The following is a 16,450-nucleotide window of genomic DNA, read 5'->3' on the forward strand; positions in this document are numbered from 1 at the left end:
CCGGCAGTTGGGGACGCCCCTTGCGCGTTGTGTGCCGCGTCGCCCGGCCGGACAGCCACGCATGCTACAGGTTCTTGACACCCATCGCGCGCATGGCGTTCAGGATGGCGATGATCGCCACGCCCACGTCGCCGAACACGGCGAGCCACATGTTGGCAATGCCAAGCGCCGCGAGCACCAGAATCAGCAACTTAATGCCCAGTGCAAAGATGATGTTCTGCCGAACAATCGTCATGGTCTTGCGAGCCACGCGGATCGCGCGGGAAATGTTGGACGGCTTGTCGTCCATGAGTACAACGTCGGCGGCCTCAATCGCGGCGTCGGAGCCCATGGCGCCCATGGCAATGCCCACATCGGCACGGGTGAGCACGGGCGCATCGTTGATACCGTCGCCCACAAAGGCGAGCTTGCCCTTGCCCGATTCGGTCGTCAGCAATGCCTCGACGCGCTCGACCTTGTCACCTGGCAGAAGCTGCGCGTGGAACTCATCGACTCCCAGCTGATTGGCCACGGCGGCGGCCACTTCCTCGCGGTCTCCCGTGAGCATGACGGTGCGCTTGACGCCGGCGGCGTGCAGCTCGCGAATCGTTTGCTCGGCATCGGCCTTGACGGTGTCGGCAATTACGATGTGACCGGCATAGACGTCATCGACCAGCACATGGAGGATAGTGCCGACGACCTCACAGTCCGGTGTTTCAACGCCGGACGCGGCGAGCATCTTGGCGTTGCCGACGACGACGTGCCTGCCGTCGATGTTCGCCGTCACGCCATGGCCCGCGTCGTTGGCGGATTCGCATACACGCTTGGGGTCGAGTTGACCCTGGAAGGCGGCGCGCACCGACTGCGCGATGGGGTGGTCGGAGAACGACTCGGCGAGGGCTGCGACTTCAAGCAGCGATTGCTCGGTATAGCCGCCCTCGGGGTGCACCGCGACGACCGAGAACGTGCCGTTGGTGAGCGTGCCGGTTTTGTCGAAGACGACGGTATCCACATCGGCGAGCGCCTCGAGGTAGTTGGAGCCCTTGATGAGAACTCCCAGCTTGGACGCGCCGCCGATGCCGCCAAAGAAGCTCAGTGGCACGCTAATTACGAGTGCGCACGGGCAGCTGACGACGAGGAAGGTCAGGCCGCGTAGGATCCAATCGGACCAAGCACCGGTCACCAGGCCGCCGCCGAGCGCGAGCACCGCTGCCGCGCCGGTGACGGCGGGCGTGTAGACGCGGGCGAACCGTGTGATGAAGTTTTCGGTGCGTGCTTTCTTTTCGCTGGCATTCTCCACGAGCTCCAGGACGCGCGCGACGGTGGACTCGCCAAAGGGTTTGGTGGTGCGCACGCGGATAAGACCCGTCATGTTGATGCAGCCGCTGATGATATCGTCGCCGGTCTTGGCGGTACGGGGGACTGACTCGCCGGTGAGGGCGGCGGTGTCGAGCTGGGTTACGCCCTCGACGATAACGCCGTCGATGGGCACGCGCTCGCCGGGCTTGATGACAATGACGGTGCCGACGGCGATGTCATCGGGAAAGACCTGCTCGAGCGTGCCGTCAGCCTGCTCAACGTTGGCGTAATCGGGCGCGATGTCCATCATGGCGCTGATCGATTTGCGGCTCTTGCCCACGGCGTATGCCTGGAACAGCTCGCCGACCTGGTAGAACAGCATAACGGCGGCGCCTTCGGCCATGTGCGGGTCGGTATCGGGGAAGAGCACCGTCGCAAACGCGCCGATGGTCGCGACGGCCATGAGAAAGCTCTCGTCGAACGCCTTGCCGCGGCGGATGTTATTGAATGCCTTTTGCAGTACGTCGTATCCGGCAATCAAAAACGGCACGAGGAACAGCACAAAGCTGGCGTAGATGTTGCCTGGGGTGCCGAATGCGGCGGTGAGGGCGCCGAGCTCATCGAGGGCGTACACCACGACAAAAATACCCAGCGCTACCAGGATGCGGTTGCGTTTATGCTCGAGTGACTCTTTTTTCTTGCGCTTCTTCTTTTTCTTCTTGGGGTCGGCGGTTGCCATGACTCGTATCCTTCCATTTGAATGTATGAACACTCGCTCATGTAATTTCGCGAGCAAAGGCCGCGGCAAGCGCGGCCTTGCGTATCAGCGTATGCGCAGGCTAGAGAATGATCTCGCAGTCCGGCTCAGCGTCGGCGGTGAACTCCACGACGCGATCAAGGACCTCGTCGAACTCAGCGTCGTCGGCCTCAAGCGTCAGCTTCTGGGTCATAAAGTTGACCGAAACGGATTTGACGCCCTCGAGCTTGGCGAGTTCGTCCTGAAGCTTACGCGCGCAGTTGGCGCAGTCGATCTCGTCGAGCTTGAACTGCTTTTTCATGATGGGTTCCTTTCCCTGTATTTGCGGCTTGGGTGCAGACCGCGCTGGTACCGTGGTTGGTCGCTATTCGCAGATGTGGCTCATGCCTTGGTTAAGCATGGTGTAGACATGATCGTCGGCGAGCGAGTAGAGGATATTGCGCCCGTCGCGCCGGAATTTAACCAGGTGCGACTGTTTGAGCGTGCGCAGCTGGTGCGACACCGCGGACTGCGAGGTCGCAGTCGCCTCGGCGATGTCTGCCACGCAGAGTTCGCGGCCCATGAGAGCGTAGAGGATCTTGATACGCGTGGTGTCGCTGAAAACCTTGAACAAGTCGGCAAGGTCGTACAGCAGCTCCTCGTCGGGAAGGTCCTCGGGCGAGCAAGTGGTGGGGATGTCGGGCACGATGGCGGTGTCGATGTCGGTCCTTATTTCATCGGCGTGTTCGCTCATTGCAATATCCTTTCATATGAACATGTGCTCATATAACTTACTTCCGAGTATATGAGCGCATGTTCATATGTCAATATAATTTGCAAAATTTTTTGCTGTCGATTGGCCCCAGAGGCGGCTAAGGGCATTGGTTGGTGCTGATAAGGCCGCCGATGCCAACGTGGGTACCCTAGCGACGTGCAAAAAGGGGAGTTTTCAGCATCGACGAGGGGTTATTTATTGCATGATACGGCGTCGTTTGCCGCCACAGGGCTTTACTGGAGTGCAAATGGCAATAGATATTCCCCAGCTGTTGCCTAACTTACATCGAAAACAGCGGCTTCGGTGCAAAATGGGGCAATTCGGCCGCCCTCGGATACTCGGCTCTGCTGAAAACTCCCGTTTTTGCACGTCGCCGGGGTACCCACCCTGTCAGTCCGCCTCTGTTCTGGCCCCGTACACCCTGCCTTCGGGTGTGGAGGTGCTTGTTTGGGCGAACTCCGGGCAATCCAGCTCGATGACTTGCATGTCGTCGATGGCCGGGACATTGTTGATCGTCGGGTCGTCCAGCGAGATGCCCTCGAGCACTGCGCGCTCGAGCTCAAGTGCATTACCCTGCGCTGCGTCTTGACGGAGGAGCTCCTCAATACGCTTCTTTTCCTCGATAAATCTCCTGAGCACAAATTGTCGCAGCTCTTCTTGCTTGGTTGCGAAATCTTTGGGCAGGCGCGATGGGCGAATGCCCTCCTTTCGCTGGATTGCCTCCATAACCCTGGCGAAGGCGCTGGCGTGCATAAAGGAATAGCGACTGACGGTAATGATTCCGTAGCCCATGGACGCCAGCGCGTTCTTGCGCTCTTCGTCAATGGCGCGGTCTTCTTCGGCATCGTGCTGAAATCCGTTGTATTCGATGTCGGTTCGGGACCGCGTGAGATATGCATCCATATAGAACTTTTCGCGCCGCGTGAGATTCTTTGCAGCAGCTGTGACCTTTACTTCGTAGTCGGTCTCGATCTCGCTAATGCCAAGACCGCCCTCGCGCCTGGGTAGCGTGAGCATCATGACAAACGCCGTTTCCATCGGCGATCGGCATCCGTCCCGCACGCATTGGATGGCTTTTCGGGCAAGTTCGAGGCCCTTGCAGTCGATGAGGGAGTTAAAGAAATGTTTAAGGCTCGAAGTCGAGGTGAGCGCGAAGCGCTCGGTATAGGATGTCGAGGCATCGTGCCCAAGGGAATAGGCGCCACACAGTTCGAAGTAGTACTCCACAAGTTCTCGAAAGGGAAGATAGGTTGCGGCCTGAAGCGCACAGAGTTCGACGCCGACAATATAGATGTCGTCGGCAAGCTTGATAAAGCGCGAGCCCGCGAATCGCTTGGATGATACGTGGCACTTGCAGCCCGTCATGCTGCGCACGTTTGCGCGCTCGAACACCGTTGTATCGAGCGGGGCATCGTTATCCAGAGCGACGTTGTGCCTGGCGAGCCAGTCGGCGGCAGAGTCGAGCAGCTCCTTGCTGGGGCGCGCCCCGTAGATCTTGGCAGGGCTGCAGGGCTCGGTGCCAATTGCGGATACCGAGTATGCGGCTTGGTAGACCGCTTTTGCCGTGTTATGTGAAAGTACGATACTCATACAGATAGCATGGCAGACCAGGCGGCGGGGTTCGCAATGAACGCCAAGGCAAAATGTCGCGGCATAACAAAAGCTGTCCAAGCGCTTGACGTCAATGATGGAGAAAGATGATATTTGGAGCATTGTCGCAGCTCGCTGGCTACGCAGACCTCCACAACTGATGCTGATCAGCATCGTTTTGATGCAAAGGCGGCGTCAACAAAAATGTGCAATTTGGCTTGAACATGCGCAGATGAAGTTCTTGGTTATGCGGCGGCTAGACATCGGGGACTGGAGGGCCGCGTTGTACGGCGCGAAAAACAGGCCGATATCCGCTTGGACATCGGCCCGTATTGCGTCGCTTGAGAGGGGCGCCTCGGCGTGTCGCTTTTGCGCGGGGCGCTATGGTCCGGCAAGTATTGCTCGCGAATGGCGCCTCTGCTTGGCAATCTACTTGGCAAACAGGTTCTTGAGGTTGAACTCGGCCTGCACCGTGCGGAGCATGAGGTCGGTGTCGTCGAGGCCCAGGTGCTGCTCGTTGGCGTCGGGCGCGAGGGTGCCGCGACGGCGTGCCCAGTTCTCGAGCGCGGCGGGCGCGGATTCGCGGGGGAGCGAGCGCACGTCGGCGTCCAGGCTGCGGCAGATCTGGCGCGAGTCGATGACGATAATCTTGCCGGCTCGGCGCGCCTCGGCATAGCCGTCCAGATGGATCTTGAACCAGCTGTCCTCAAAGGCGGCGTTGTGCGCCATGTACGGGTATTTCTTCATGAGCTTGAGCAGCTGCTTTTGCAGCTCCTTGTTCTCGCGGAAGGGCGTTTTGCCGTCGATGTCGTCCCAGGTGATGTGATGGATATTCGACAGCGGCACATCTTCGCCGCGGTAGATATCGGGCAGGCCGCAGTAGTGTGCCTCGGCGTCGTGCGGGATGGCGTCGCTGGTGAGCTCCATGATCTCCCAGCCCACGTTGATGATGTAGCCGCGCTCGGGTGCGCGGCCGGTGGTCTCGATGTCGATGCCGAGCACCGTGCCCTGGATGGGCTTGCGGGCGTACGCCACGCCGAGCGCATCGCGGTCGCCGCGGATCTCGCGCATGACGGACGCGGCGGTGCGCTTTTGCATCTTGCCGATGGCGGCGCAGGTATCGGCGTCGGACAGGCCGCGCGAAAGCGTCGCGGGCGTCACGTTGCGCAGGCGCGCCTCGCCAATCTGGTCGCATAGGTCGCGGTTGCGGTCGGCCAGGTCGCGCACGGTGGCAAAGTCGAAGCCAGGGTCGCCCTCGGCGGTAAAGTACTCGGTCTCGAGCACCTTGAGGGCCTCTTCGCCTTTTTGACGCTCGGATTCCATGGCGGCGTGATCGCCATAGATGAACATGGGGATAAACGGCTGGCGCTCGTATTCGAGTGCTTGCGAAACGTTCATATACTGCTCCTTGGACGGGCCGCGTCGTGCAGCTCGGGGTCATTGAGATGTGGCGAGATGATAGTTTACCACAGGCAACTATTGGCATCACGCCTAGGACAACTACAATACCCTAGTTGACCGCTAGGACTTTTACAATGCTGCCGAAAGACACGAAAGGTTCCATCCGCCATGGATTTGCTGATTGATATTTTGCTCGACGCCGGCAAGGACACGCTCTCGCTGGTGCCGTTCTTGTTGGTGACATATCTGGCCCTCGAGACGTTAGAGCATGTGGCGGGCGATCGCGTCAACGGCGCCATCAAGCGTGCCGGCGCCGCTGGCCCCGTGGTTGGCTCGTTGCTGGGCATGGTGCCGCAGTGTGGCTTTTCGGCGATGGCGGCAACGCTGTACGCCGGTCGCGTCGTGACGTTGGGCACCTTGGTGGCGGTGTTCCTCTCGACCTCCGACGAGATGCTGCCACTGCTACTTGCCGAGCAGGTTCCCGTGCAGACTATGGCGATGCTTTTGGCTTCGAAGGCGCTGATCGCGCTGGTCACGGGCTTTATCGTGGATGCCGCCATTCGCGGCCTGCGTCGCAACGCCCGTGCTCATGCGGCGATCCGCCGTACCGTGTTGGGAACCGCTGCCAATCCGGCGCACGTTAACTGCGCACATGACGATCACAGCGGCGGTGACATCATCGACGAGGTGGCCGAGGCGGGCGTGAGCGCCGACCACATCCATGAGCTGTGCGAGCGCGATCATTGCGGTTGTGATGAAGACGAGGACGAGCGTGACCACGGACATGGCCACGACCACGGACACGAGGGCGAGCACGAACACCACCACGGTCACTCCCACTCACACAAAGGCGCGCCTTTCCTGTCGATTATCCGCAGCGCGATTTCGCACACCGTGCAGGTTTCGGTATTCATTTTCCTGGTGACGCTGATTCTGGTCGCCGTGCTCGAGACCTTTGGCGAGTCCGCGATCGAGCAGTTCCTGCGCGGCAACGAGACGCTCGCCGTCCTGGGTTCGGCGCTTGTCGGCCTCATTCCCAACTGCTCGGCGAGCGTGGCCATTACGCAGCTGTATCTGGAAGGCGCGCTGCAGCTGGCACCGATGCTCGCCGGTACACTCATTTCTGCCGGCGTGGGTTACCTGGTGCTGTTCCGCACCAACCGCAGCGCCCGCGAAAACGCCGTGTTCCTGGTCATGATGTACGTCATCGGCGCCGGCTGGGGCCTTATCCTTTCCGCTTTTGGCCTCTAAGTAGATGTTTGAGGTATCCCGTAAAAACTGGGGCATGCCTCAAACATCTACCGCCATGACCGGCGTTGGATGCGCGCCAATCGCCAAAACAAAAAGGTAGATTTTTAGGCATGTCCCAAAAATCTACCTTGGTTAGCGCAGCAGGTCGGTGAGGTTGCGCTTAAAGCGGGCGCGGTCTTCGCTGGTGAAGGCTGCCGGTCCACGGGTGCGACCGCCGGCGCGGCGCACCTTCTTTTCTTCGTGACGAATAAACAGCTGCATATCGATGGTGGCTTTGTCGTACACGCGCCCGCGCACGCCGATGGCGGCGGCATCGCGACCGAGCACCATGCTGGCCAGGCCAATGTCCTGTGTCACGACCACGTCGCCCGCCTGCAGACGCTCGATAATGGCAAAGTCGGCGCTATCGGCGCCTACGCTCACGTCGAGCGTTGTGACCCAAAAGCCACGTCGCGCGTGCTCGGCATCGCGCGGGTCGTCACGGCGAATGTGCCGCTCCAGGTTTTGCGTGCTGTTGCCGGCGACAACCACGGCAACACCCGCCCGTCGCGCGCAGTCGATCGACTCACGCGTGACCGGGCAGGCGTCGGCATCAATAAACAGCGTTCGCGGCATCTAGTGCACCAGCTTGCCAAAGCGGATAGCGCGAATAACCAGCGTCACGCCAAACACCAGGAGTGCAGCGCCGGTAAAGATGACGAGCATCTTTGCCGACCACAGCGGATAGATGAACACGAACACGCCGGCGATGATGGAGAGCGCGCCGCTCAGGATGGCGAGGGCGCGGTTGGAAGAAAGCTCGGACTCCAGAATCGACATGATGCCCTCGACAATCCAGCCAAAGCCGGCCACGACCACCACAAGCGTGCTGAGCGTCGCGGTCGAAAGCGCCTGGTTGCGCAGGATCACCACGCCGCCCAAGATGATGAGCAGGTTGGCGAGGATGCTCGTGACGCGCCAGCCGGCGGGCAGCAGCGGCTCAAAAATGGCGGTGAACAGCCTGACGCCAGCCGTGATCACAAAGTAGAAGCCCAGTACGGTCGTCAAAAAGACGAGGGTCTTAGCGGGTGCAAACAGCAGCGCGATGCCGGCGATGAGCGCGATGACACCCGTGGCGGCGTAGATCCAGCGCACGGCTTTAATCGCCTTGCCTGCCATGCTTTTCTCGTCAAATCCAAACAGACTCGATTGCTGGTCGTCATTCTTAAAGATGCCCATGAGGCCTCCTTTCCGTGCGGCGTAAGCCGCGATCGTTACAACCAGTATCGCCTAAAGGCGCTGGCGTATGGGCCGGGGAGGGCGAAACGTAACCCAAAGGCCCCGATTTGTTTCCGTTGTTCCCCACGTCGCGATTTTCTATTCAACAGGTGTAGAACATTGCAGCTCTGTTCGTTATTGCCTGCGTTTTAGGTTAGATTTTCCTAAGAACAATTGGCTTTTTGGGGGTCCCTATGAACGAAGCAGTTCCCGTGGTGCCGTCGAGCGTCGAGTCGATGGCAAAGCAGGGTTGCGAAAAGCTTGGCCTGGATGCGTTTGATGCGCTGGTCCGTCGCGCCCGCACATGCCGCCGTTTTGACGAGTCCATGCGCGTGCCGCGCGAGTTTTTGCTCGAGCTGGCAGAGCTGGCGCACCTGGCTCCCTGTGGCGCCAATGCTCAGCGCTTGCGTTTTCATGTGGTGAGCGGTGCCGAGGACTGCGCTCGCGTGTTTGACGAGCTTGCATGGGCCGGGGCGCTCAAGGACTGGCCGGGTCCTGCCGAGGGCGAGCGTCCGACCGGCTACATTGCAATTCTTGCCGAGCGCACCGTTCCCGGCAAACCCGCCGCGCCTATCACCGAGGTCGACACGGGCATCGCGGCTCAGACGATGATGCTCGCCGCGCGCAGCGCAACGCCCGAGGTGGCGGCTTGCATGTTCAAGGCCTTTACGCCCCGCGCGATCGATGTGATGGGGCTCGATAACGACAAGTACGAGCTCAAGCTGATCATGGCTTTTGGCGTGCCGGCCGAGACCCAGGTTATCGACGCGATCGATTCCAACCCCGACGGTTCTATTAATTACTGGCGCGACGAGGCGCAGGTGCATCACGTGCCCAAGCGTCCGCTTGCCGACGTGCTGGTGTAGTTGCGTCGTTGCGGCGCGATCCGGCGGCAAACCACCACAAAGGTGCCTGTCCCCTTTGTGGTGGTGCGAGGGGAGGGCGTGTGTCCGATCTGTATTTGGTTCGGCATGGGCAGACCGAGCTTAACGTGCAGAACATTCTGCAGGGCTGGCAAGACTCGCCGCTCACGGAGCGCGGGCGCGAGCAGGCACTGGCGACGCGCGCGGCGTTTGAGGCGCGCGGCATCTCCTTTGACCACGCGTATACGTCTCCGTTGGGTCGGGCGCGCCACACGGCCGAGCTGATCGTTGGCGAGGATCTTCCCATAGAGCCGGTCGATGATTTGCGCGAGTGGCGCCTGGGCACGCTGGAGGGCACATCAAATCGCGATATGCCGCCGCAGCCCTGGGGCGATTATCCGGTGGCCTTTGATGGCGAGTCGGAAGGCGAGCTTCGGGCGCGCATGGTCGCGGCGCTGTCCCGTATTATGGCCCGACCGCAGCACGATCGTGTGCTTGCGGTCTCTCATGGCTCTGCCTGCCAGGAGTTTCTTAGATGCGTGACCGGCGGGGGAGAGCAGCCCGACAACGGTGCCGTGCTTCATTTTGGCTATTGCGACGGGGCGTTTTCGCTCCTTGATTGGTAACGAACGAAAGGACCCCTATGAACAAAGATTTGTATCTGGTCCGTCATGGACAGACAATATTCAACCTTAAACGCATTATTCAGGGATGGAGCGATTCTCCGCTCACGCAGTTGGGCTGCGAGCAGGCGGCGCGTGCCGGTATGTTCTTGCGTGCGCGTGGCGTTGAGCCCGATCACGCCTACACCTCGACGCTGCACCGCACCGAGCAGACTATCGCCAGCCTGTGGCCGGGCCTTGCCTACGAGCGTCTGGATGGCCTGCGCGAGTGGTTCTTTGGCGACTTTGAGGCCGAGCGCGTGATGCTGATGCCCGAGCGTCCGTGGCGTGACTTTTATCGTCAGTTTGGCGGGGAGGGCCAGATGCAGGTACGTGAGCGCATGGTGACGACGTTGACCGATCTTATGCGACGCCCGGACCATTCGTGCGTGCTCGCGGTGAGCCATGCCTCGGCCATCAAGGAGTTTTTGGACCACTCTAGGGGAGCGGCGGCCGACGAGCGCGAGCGCGTGCCGGGCAACTGCTCGGTTCTGCATTTTGCGTTTGACGATGCAACCGATACGTTTGAACTGGTCGAAGTCTTTACGCAGGAGGATTACGCGCGTGAGCTGGGGCTAGAGCCACTCGTGGCGGCAGCGGGCCCGCGGCGTGGGTAGCGCGGGTGCGGCGATGCGGATCGCCGACATAATTGCTCGATGCGAAGGGGGCGGGGATGCATGCGCATGCATCCCCACCCCTTGCTTGTTGAGCCGCCGAGTCTTTGTGCTGGGCGTTTAGGCCCCGTTAGAACCGTGCGATCTGGTGAGTGAGCAGACCCGTCGGAACCTGCGGTGCGCCGCTGGCAACCTGCGCGGCGGGGAACAGCACGGCCACGGTAAAGTTGAACGGCTCTTTGCCCGTGTAGGTGCCGGCTGCGTGGGCCTCGTCTGCCAGGAGCTGCGCCGCCCCTGCCAGCGCGGCAGCGTAGGCGGGGTCGTCGGCCAGTGCCGGCTCCGGTGCCTGATCGAGCATGGCTCGGATGGCGGCAACGGCGTCCTCGCGCTTGACCTCCCACACGCGATGCGTAATGCCGGTGGGGTCGGTGACGGCATAGAGCGACGCGCCCTCTTTGGCGGCGCCCAGGATGATATCCATGACGGGCGAGGCTTCGTAGGCGAGCGACACGGGGCGCGGCTGCACCTTGAGCTCGGCGATCGCGCGCGCGGCGGCGAGTGCGTCGACGCTCTCGGCGGCAGCCTCGTCGTTACCCGTCAGCACGTTAACCGGGCAGATCGCCACAACGCCCGTCACGCGCCCTGGCTCTCCGGAGCATTCGTACACGTAATACGCCGCACCTGGATCCTTGAGTATGAGCCCATCGGCAATCGCGGCGCGCAGGGCTTCGTTGTCACTCAGAATGCTGTCCATCGCAGGCAGCGCTTCGAGCACGCGATCCTGAGCCGGACGGATGCAGGGAAACGGAAGAGCTTTCATGGACAGTCCTAACGCGCGAGTCGGTTTGTTCGCGGCTTATTATGCCCCAACTTGGCTATTCGCGCCCCAGAGCGTGTTGTCGGCGAGCGCGATCAGCACCCGCTGGCAGCGAACGATATCGGCGTGGGGCACATATTCGTTGGGCTTATGGGCGAGCGCGAGCGAGCCTGGGCCATAGCTCATGCAGTTGCGGTTACCTGTCTTGCCGGCAATGACGGCAGTGTCGGTGTAGCCGGTAAAGAAGCCGACGGTCGTGTCCGCGCCTGTCACGTCATCGGCGGCACGCTTGAGCGCGGCTAGAAGGGGAGAGACCGGATCGCGCTCGATGGCGGGGCGGTCGCCTGTCACGGTATAGCTTCCATGGCAACCGGGGACTGCGGCTTCGGCGCCGGCGATGGCCTGCTCTACCATGCGCGTCGCGGCGGCCGTATCGGTCGGCGGCGTCAGGCGCATATCGACCCAGACCTTGGCGCGGTCGGGCACGACATAGGGGCGATAGCCGCCCTCGATCTGTCCAAACGTGATGGTCGAAGCCCCCAGCTCATCATGCACGGGCAGCGCCGCGAACGCGCGACGAAGCGAGCATACGACTTCGGCCATGGCGGCGACGGCATCCGCGCCCTTCCAGGGCTGGCTCGCATGCGCCGTGACGCCGGTCATCTCGATCTCGAACCACGTGCGACCCTTGTGCGCCACCTGAATCTGTCCGTCGGTGGGCTCGGTGTCCAGCACCCATTCGCGCGAGCCGACCCAGCCGGCATCGATGGCGGCCTCGGAGCCGCGCATAAAGTCCTCTTCGTCGACCGAGAAAATAAGCGAGAAGCCGCGGTGGGGCAGCTCACCATCCGCCGCCACGCGCTCGAGCGTATGGACCAGTGCGGCAATGGCGCAGGCCAGACCGCCCTTCATGTCGCAGGCGCCCCGGCCATGGAGTTTGTCGTCTCGCACGGTCGCCCCGAGTGGCGGTGTGTCCGCGTTCCAGCCATCTCCTAGGGTGACGGTATCCATATGGCAGATGTAGACGAGTCGCGCCTCGTCGCTCACACCCGGCACGGTGACCATAAGGTTGCGGCGCCCGGGGAGTACTTCGAGCTCTGCAACCTGCACGGCATCGAGCGCAGGACTATCAAGCTGCGCCAGCTGCTGTTCAATGAGCCTCTTAATGAAGTGTTCGATCTCTCCTTCGTAGGCGCCCGGGTCCGAGCTATCAATCTTCACGAGCTCCTGCGTAAGCCGCCAGGCAAAGTTCTCATCAACCATATGCAACCTCACAATCAGTTTGTTTCCAAAACCGATTGTAAGCCACCTGGAAGATTCGCGACGTGTGCGTAGCAGTATTAACCGTTCACAGGCCGAGCCATCGCGTTTGGCGTCCGGGCAGGCTCACAAACGACGCAATGGGTACGTATCCTTCATGGATGACATGCTGTGCGACATATCTGCCTTTCGGTATCACCGGATACCTCCGCAGGTCTTGGCAATAATGCCGGACCTGCCCGATTCTGCGGACGATCCGCGCAGGGAGCATCTTTGTGAGCACCCGCTCGTCAAGCATTTCCTGGGCACTCCGCTACACGTGTTGGCGCAGGGCCTCTGCGGGCGCAAGGGCGGCCGCATTGTCAGGCATGTTTGGAACGGGGAGAGGCCGTTTGGCTCCGTGCGGCAGACAGAGTTTGGCCTCGATGTCGCGTCCCCGCTCTTTACCCTGCTGACCCTGGCTTCCTCGGTCTCAAATGAGCGCCTGATCATGTGCATGTATGAGATGTGCGGCACCTTTGCCGTGTGCAAGATTGCGCCTCAGGTAAAGTCGGCACTTGAGCAGGCGTATGGGAGCCGGTGGGGTGACGCACGGTTGGGCTGGGAAAACGTAAAGGATGCCTCGGGGAATCCAACGGACTTGTGGAAGCGACCTCCCTTGATTGAGCTCTCTGAACTAACCGAGTACGTCGATAAGATCCAGGGGCTCCGCGGTGCTAAATCGTTCACGCGTGCCGCGAAATGTATTACGGGGGTTGTGGCATCGCCGCTCGAGGTCCAGGCTTCGATGCTGTTTGGCCTTACGAGGTTGCGCGGCGGCGAAGGGCTGCGCCTTACCAATAACGTTGAGATTCGCATGACGCGCAGCGCCCGCCTGATTTCGGGGCTTGATAGGCGCTACGCCGATATCCTGCTGTCAAATAAGGACGGCAGCAGAGAGTGCCTGGTTGAATGCCAAGGTAAAGCCATTCACGGATCCATAGAATCCAAGATCTCGGACTCCGATCGAACGACGGCGCTGCAAGCGATGGGATATCCTGTCGTTCTGATGACCTATGGTCAGCTGGTCGACTCCGATGCCTTCCGCGTGGTGATGGAACTCATCATGTCCTATCTCGATGTGCCGTTGAAAGACAAGACGCCGCGGCAGCAGGAGCTCGAACGGCGGCTTCGTGAGGAGATTTTTATCGATTGGGCGGGAATGTAGCCGTGCGGGTGGAAAACGGTCGCGTGAGCTAGGGTTTGGTCACGAAAAGGCTTCAGTTGTTCTTTGAAATAGGCTTTAAAAACGCTACCCAGAACAAGTTATTTCGGAAAATGGACAGTCAACTTAAATTTGGCATATAGAGATCGATTTTTACCTACTAAAACCACTGATAAAGGTGTTTATCAAAGCAGGTGTGCTTAGTGATTTGGGTAGTACTGTCTATTATCCGAAAAAACTTATTCTGGGTAGCATTTTCAAAACCAGCCGGAGCAACGAAATCGGCCCCCGTTTCGCGAAAACGGGGGCCGAATGAGCTTCATTGCCTGTCTGGCAGGCTTGGCGCCGACGCTACTTGATCACGCGTACGCGATACATCGACGGAATCTGCTTGAGCGCCTCGATGGTGCTGCTATCCAGGTGCTCGTCGGTGTCGAACATGGTGTAGGCGTTCTCGCCGGCGGACTCGTTGGTCATACGCTGCACGTTGGCGTTGTCCTTGGCCAGGATCGCCGTGATCTGGCCGATCATGTTGGGCACGTTGGCATGCAGGCAGGCAATGCGGCTTGCGGCGCGCGCCTTGCCCATGCTGCAGGCGGGGTAGTTGACGCTGTGCGCGATGTTGCCGTTCTCCAGGTAGTCCTTGAGCTCGCTGATGGCCATATCGGCGCAGTTGGCCTCGGCCTCGCCGGTGCCGGCGCCCGAGTGCGTGGTGATAAACGTATTGGGCATCTTGACGGTCTTGGGCGTGGCAAAGTCGCAGCTAAACCAGCTCAGCTTGCCCTCGCGCAGGGCGGCGTCAACGGCGTCCTCGTCAATGATGGTCTCGCGCGCATAGTTGATGAGCACGGCGCCCGGGGCCAGCAGGTCGATCTGCTCGGTGCTGATCATGCCGATGGTGTCGGCCTTGCTGGGCACGTGCACGGTGAGGTAGTCGCAGCCGCGGCAGAGGTCCTCGAGCGTGCCCACGCGCTGCACCTCGCGGCTCAGCACCCACGCGTGCTCGACGGAAATGAACGGATCGTAGCCGTAGACGTCCATGCCCAGATCGACGCAGGCGTTGGCGACCTTGGAGCCCACGTTGCCCAGACCGATGACGCCGATGCGCTTGCCCTTGAGCTCGCGGCCCACAAAGGCCTTCTTGGCCTTCTCGGCGTCGACCTGAATCTCGGGGTCGTCGGCGTTGTCGCGCACCCAGTTCATCGACTGCACCACGCCGCGGCTCGAGAGCACCAGCATGCCCAGGACGAGCTCCTTGACGGCGTTGCTGTTGGCGCCGGGGGAGTTAAAGACGACGACGCCCTTCTTGGCGTACTCCTCGATGGGGATGTTGTTGACGCCGGCGCCGCAGCGGGCGATGGCGCGGATGCCCTCGGGCAGCTCGTAGCCGTGCAGGTCGGTGGAGCGCATCAGGATGGCGTCGGCCTCCTCGGCGGTGCCCACAAACTCGTAGCCCTCGCCAAACTCGACCTTGCCGTCTTTGGTTATGTCGTCGATGGTTTTGATCTTGCGCATGAAAAACTCCTTAGCGGGTTTGTTTATAACAAGTGGTTTGAAGTGGCTGGTCGGCCCGCGGGTTGCGGGCTAGTTAGATCGCGGACTCAAACTATGCTGCACTTCGAAGTCCTTCATGTACGAGGCCAGTGCCTGCACATCTTCCATGGTTACGGCGTTGTAGACGCTGGCGCGCATGCCGCCCACCAGGCGATGGCCCTTGACGTTTTGAATCTGGTGCTCGGCCGCGCCGGCGACAAAGGCCGCGTCGAGATCGGCGTCGCCGGTGCGGAAGGTTACGTTGGCGATGGAGCGGCTGTCGGCCTGCGTGGTGCCATGGAACAGCTCGCTGTGCTCGAGCTGGTCATAGAGCAGGTTGGCCTTGGCCCAGTTGCGCTCGGCCATGGCGGCTAGTCCGCCGGCTTGCTCCACCCAGCGGAATACCTTGCCGCACACGTAGATGCCAAAGGTGTTGGGCGTGTTGAGCATGGAGCCCTTGGCGGCCTGGGTCTTAAGGTCCAGGTACTGCGGCGTCTGCGCAAAGGCGGGGCCATCGGCGATGAGGTCGTCGCGCACGATAACCACGGTCACGCCCGCGGCGCCGGCGTTTTTCTGCGCGCCGGCGTAAATGAGCCCGTAGCGCTCAACGTCGAGCGGCTGCGACAGGAAGCAGCTCGAGACATCGGCGACCAGCGGCACATCGCCGCAAGCGGGCAGCTCGTGGTACATGGTGCCAAAGATGGTGTTGTTCTGGCAGATGTAGACGTAGTCGAGCCCGTCGCCCGCGGCCTCGGCGGCAATGCGCGCGTTGATATTGGCCATGGTGGGAATGCGGTCGAAATTGGTGTCCTCGGAGCTCGCGAGCAGCACGGCCTCGCCGTACTTTGCGGCCTCCTTGTACGCCTTGTTGGCGAAGTTGCCGGTCACAACGTAGCCGGCGCGGCCGCGGCGCATGAGGTTCATGGGGATACCCGCAAACTGCAGCGTGGCGCCGCCCTGCAAAAACAGGACACGGTAGTTGTCGGGGATGCTCAGCAGGCGGCGCAGGGTTGCCTCGGCGTCATCGATGATCTGCTGGTACATGCTAGATCGATGGCTCATCTCGAGCACGGACATGCCGCAACCGCGGTAGTCCATCATCTCGTCGGCGATCTCGGCGAGCACGCTTGTAGGCAGCGCGGCCGGGCCAGCTGAGAAGTTGTGCACACGTGCCATCTTCTAGTTCCCCTCGTAGTCGTTTGAACGTTC

The 16,450-nt window shown here is 61.0% G+C and carries 16 protein-coding genes; 5 read left to right on the plus strand and 11 right to left on the minus strand.

Going from position 1 to position 16,450, the window contains the following annotated elements:
* Positions 1-64: 64 nt before the first annotated feature.
* The 5 genes from ACTM82_RS02490 to ACTM82_RS02510 all read right to left on the minus strand — a co-directional run bounded on the left by ACTM82_RS02490 (position 65) and on the right by ACTM82_RS02510 (position 5,777).
* Positions 65-2,017: a heavy metal translocating P-type ATPase gene (locus ACTM82_RS02490; protein WP_441054092.1), complete on the minus strand. Its 1,953-nt coding sequence runs from the start codon at positions 2,015-2,017 to the stop codon at positions 65-67.
* Between the two features lie 100 nt (positions 2,018-2,117).
* Positions 2,118-2,336 (minus strand): cation transporter, encoded by a 219-nt coding sequence (locus tag ACTM82_RS02495; protein ID WP_195363207.1) that lies wholly within the window; start codon positions 2,334-2,336, stop codon positions 2,118-2,120.
* Between the two features lie 63 nt (positions 2,337-2,399).
* Positions 2,400-2,768, minus strand: coding sequence for an ArsR/SmtB family transcription factor (locus ACTM82_RS02500; RefSeq protein ID WP_427747430.1), 369 nt, complete (start codon positions 2,766-2,768; stop codon positions 2,400-2,402).
* Positions 2,769-3,179: 411 nt separating this feature from the next.
* Positions 3,180-4,379, minus strand: coding sequence for a hypothetical protein (locus tag ACTM82_RS02505; protein ID WP_441054090.1), 1,200 nt, complete (start codon positions 4,377-4,379; stop codon positions 3,180-3,182).
* A gap of 429 nt (positions 4,380-4,808) precedes the next feature.
* The gene (locus ACTM82_RS02510) at positions 4,809-5,777 is read right to left on the minus strand and encodes a 3'-5' exonuclease (RefSeq protein WP_441054088.1); all 969 of its coding nucleotides are present in this window, start codon (positions 5,775-5,777) and stop codon (positions 4,809-4,811) included.
* Positions 5,778-5,948: 171 nt separating this feature from the next.
* Between ACTM82_RS02510 and ACTM82_RS02515 the strand changes: the two genes are divergently transcribed.
* Entirely contained in the window at positions 5,949-7,031 is a 1,083-nt protein-coding gene (locus ACTM82_RS02515) for a putative manganese transporter (protein ID WP_441054086.1), read from the plus strand.
* A gap of 132 nt (positions 7,032-7,163) precedes the next feature.
* Here the strand turns inward: ACTM82_RS02515 and ACTM82_RS02520 are convergent, their stop codons facing one another.
* Both ACTM82_RS02520 and ACTM82_RS02525 read right to left on the minus strand, forming a co-directional pair.
* A complete protein-coding gene (locus tag ACTM82_RS02520; protein WP_154515742.1) occupies positions 7,164-7,646 on the minus strand; it encodes a YaiI/YqxD family protein in 483 nt (160 codons plus the stop codon).
* Positions 7,647-8,249: an HdeD family acid-resistance protein gene (locus ACTM82_RS02525; RefSeq protein ID WP_118099399.1), complete on the minus strand. Its 603-nt coding sequence runs from the start codon at positions 8,247-8,249 to the stop codon at positions 7,647-7,649. It lies immediately after the preceding gene.
* 233 nt (positions 8,250-8,482) lie between these two features.
* On the opposite strand from ACTM82_RS02525, the gene ACTM82_RS02530 reads away from it, so the two are divergent.
* The 3 genes from ACTM82_RS02530 to ACTM82_RS02540 all read left to right on the plus strand — a co-directional run bounded on the left by ACTM82_RS02530 (position 8,483) and on the right by ACTM82_RS02540 (position 10,430).
* Positions 8,483-9,154: a nitroreductase family protein gene (locus ACTM82_RS02530; protein WP_441054084.1), complete on the plus strand. Its 672-nt coding sequence runs from the start codon at positions 8,483-8,485 to the stop codon at positions 9,152-9,154.
* Positions 9,155-9,234: 80 nt separating this feature from the next.
* On the plus strand, positions 9,235-9,777 hold the full coding sequence (locus ACTM82_RS02535) for a histidine phosphatase family protein (protein ID WP_441054082.1): 543 nt from the start codon (positions 9,235-9,237) through the stop codon (positions 9,775-9,777).
* A gap of 17 nt (positions 9,778-9,794) precedes the next feature.
* A complete protein-coding gene (locus tag ACTM82_RS02540; RefSeq protein WP_441048236.1) occupies positions 9,795-10,430 on the plus strand; it encodes a histidine phosphatase family protein in 636 nt (211 codons plus the stop codon).
* Between the two features lie 127 nt (positions 10,431-10,557).
* Here the strand turns inward: ACTM82_RS02540 and ACTM82_RS02545 are convergent, their stop codons facing one another.
* A complete protein-coding gene (locus ACTM82_RS02545; RefSeq protein WP_441054080.1) occupies positions 10,558-11,247 on the minus strand; it encodes a DUF1015 family protein in 690 nt (229 codons plus the stop codon).
* Positions 11,248-11,286: 39 nt separating this feature from the next.
* Positions 11,287-12,507 (minus strand): M20 family metallopeptidase, encoded by a 1,221-nt coding sequence (locus ACTM82_RS02550; RefSeq protein WP_441054078.1) that lies wholly within the window; start codon positions 12,505-12,507, stop codon positions 11,287-11,289.
* A gap of 214 nt (positions 12,508-12,721) precedes the next feature.
* Here ACTM82_RS02550 and ACTM82_RS02555 point away from each other — a divergent pair, with 214 nt between their 5' ends.
* Positions 12,722-13,711: a hypothetical protein gene (locus tag ACTM82_RS02555; RefSeq protein ID WP_441054076.1), complete on the plus strand. Its 990-nt coding sequence runs from the start codon at positions 12,722-12,724 to the stop codon at positions 13,709-13,711.
* A gap of 348 nt (positions 13,712-14,059) precedes the next feature.
* On the opposite strand, the gene ACTM82_RS02560 is transcribed toward ACTM82_RS02555, so the two are convergent.
* Positions 14,060-15,223, minus strand: a complete 1,164-nt coding sequence (locus ACTM82_RS02560; protein WP_427796062.1) for a phosphoglycerate dehydrogenase — start codon at positions 15,221-15,223, stop codon at positions 14,060-14,062.
* A gap of 69 nt (positions 15,224-15,292) precedes the next feature.
* Positions 15,293-16,417, minus strand: a complete 1,125-nt coding sequence (gene serC / locus ACTM82_RS02565) for a 3-phosphoserine/phosphohydroxythreonine transaminase (RefSeq protein ID WP_441054073.1) — start codon at positions 16,415-16,417, stop codon at positions 15,293-15,295.
* Positions 16,418-16,450: the final 33 nt, after the last annotated feature.

The sequence above is a fragment of the Collinsella sp. HCP3S3_E5 genome (assembly GCF_052067635.1).
Classification (GTDB): domain Bacteria; phylum Actinomycetota; class Coriobacteriia; order Coriobacteriales; family Coriobacteriaceae; genus Collinsella.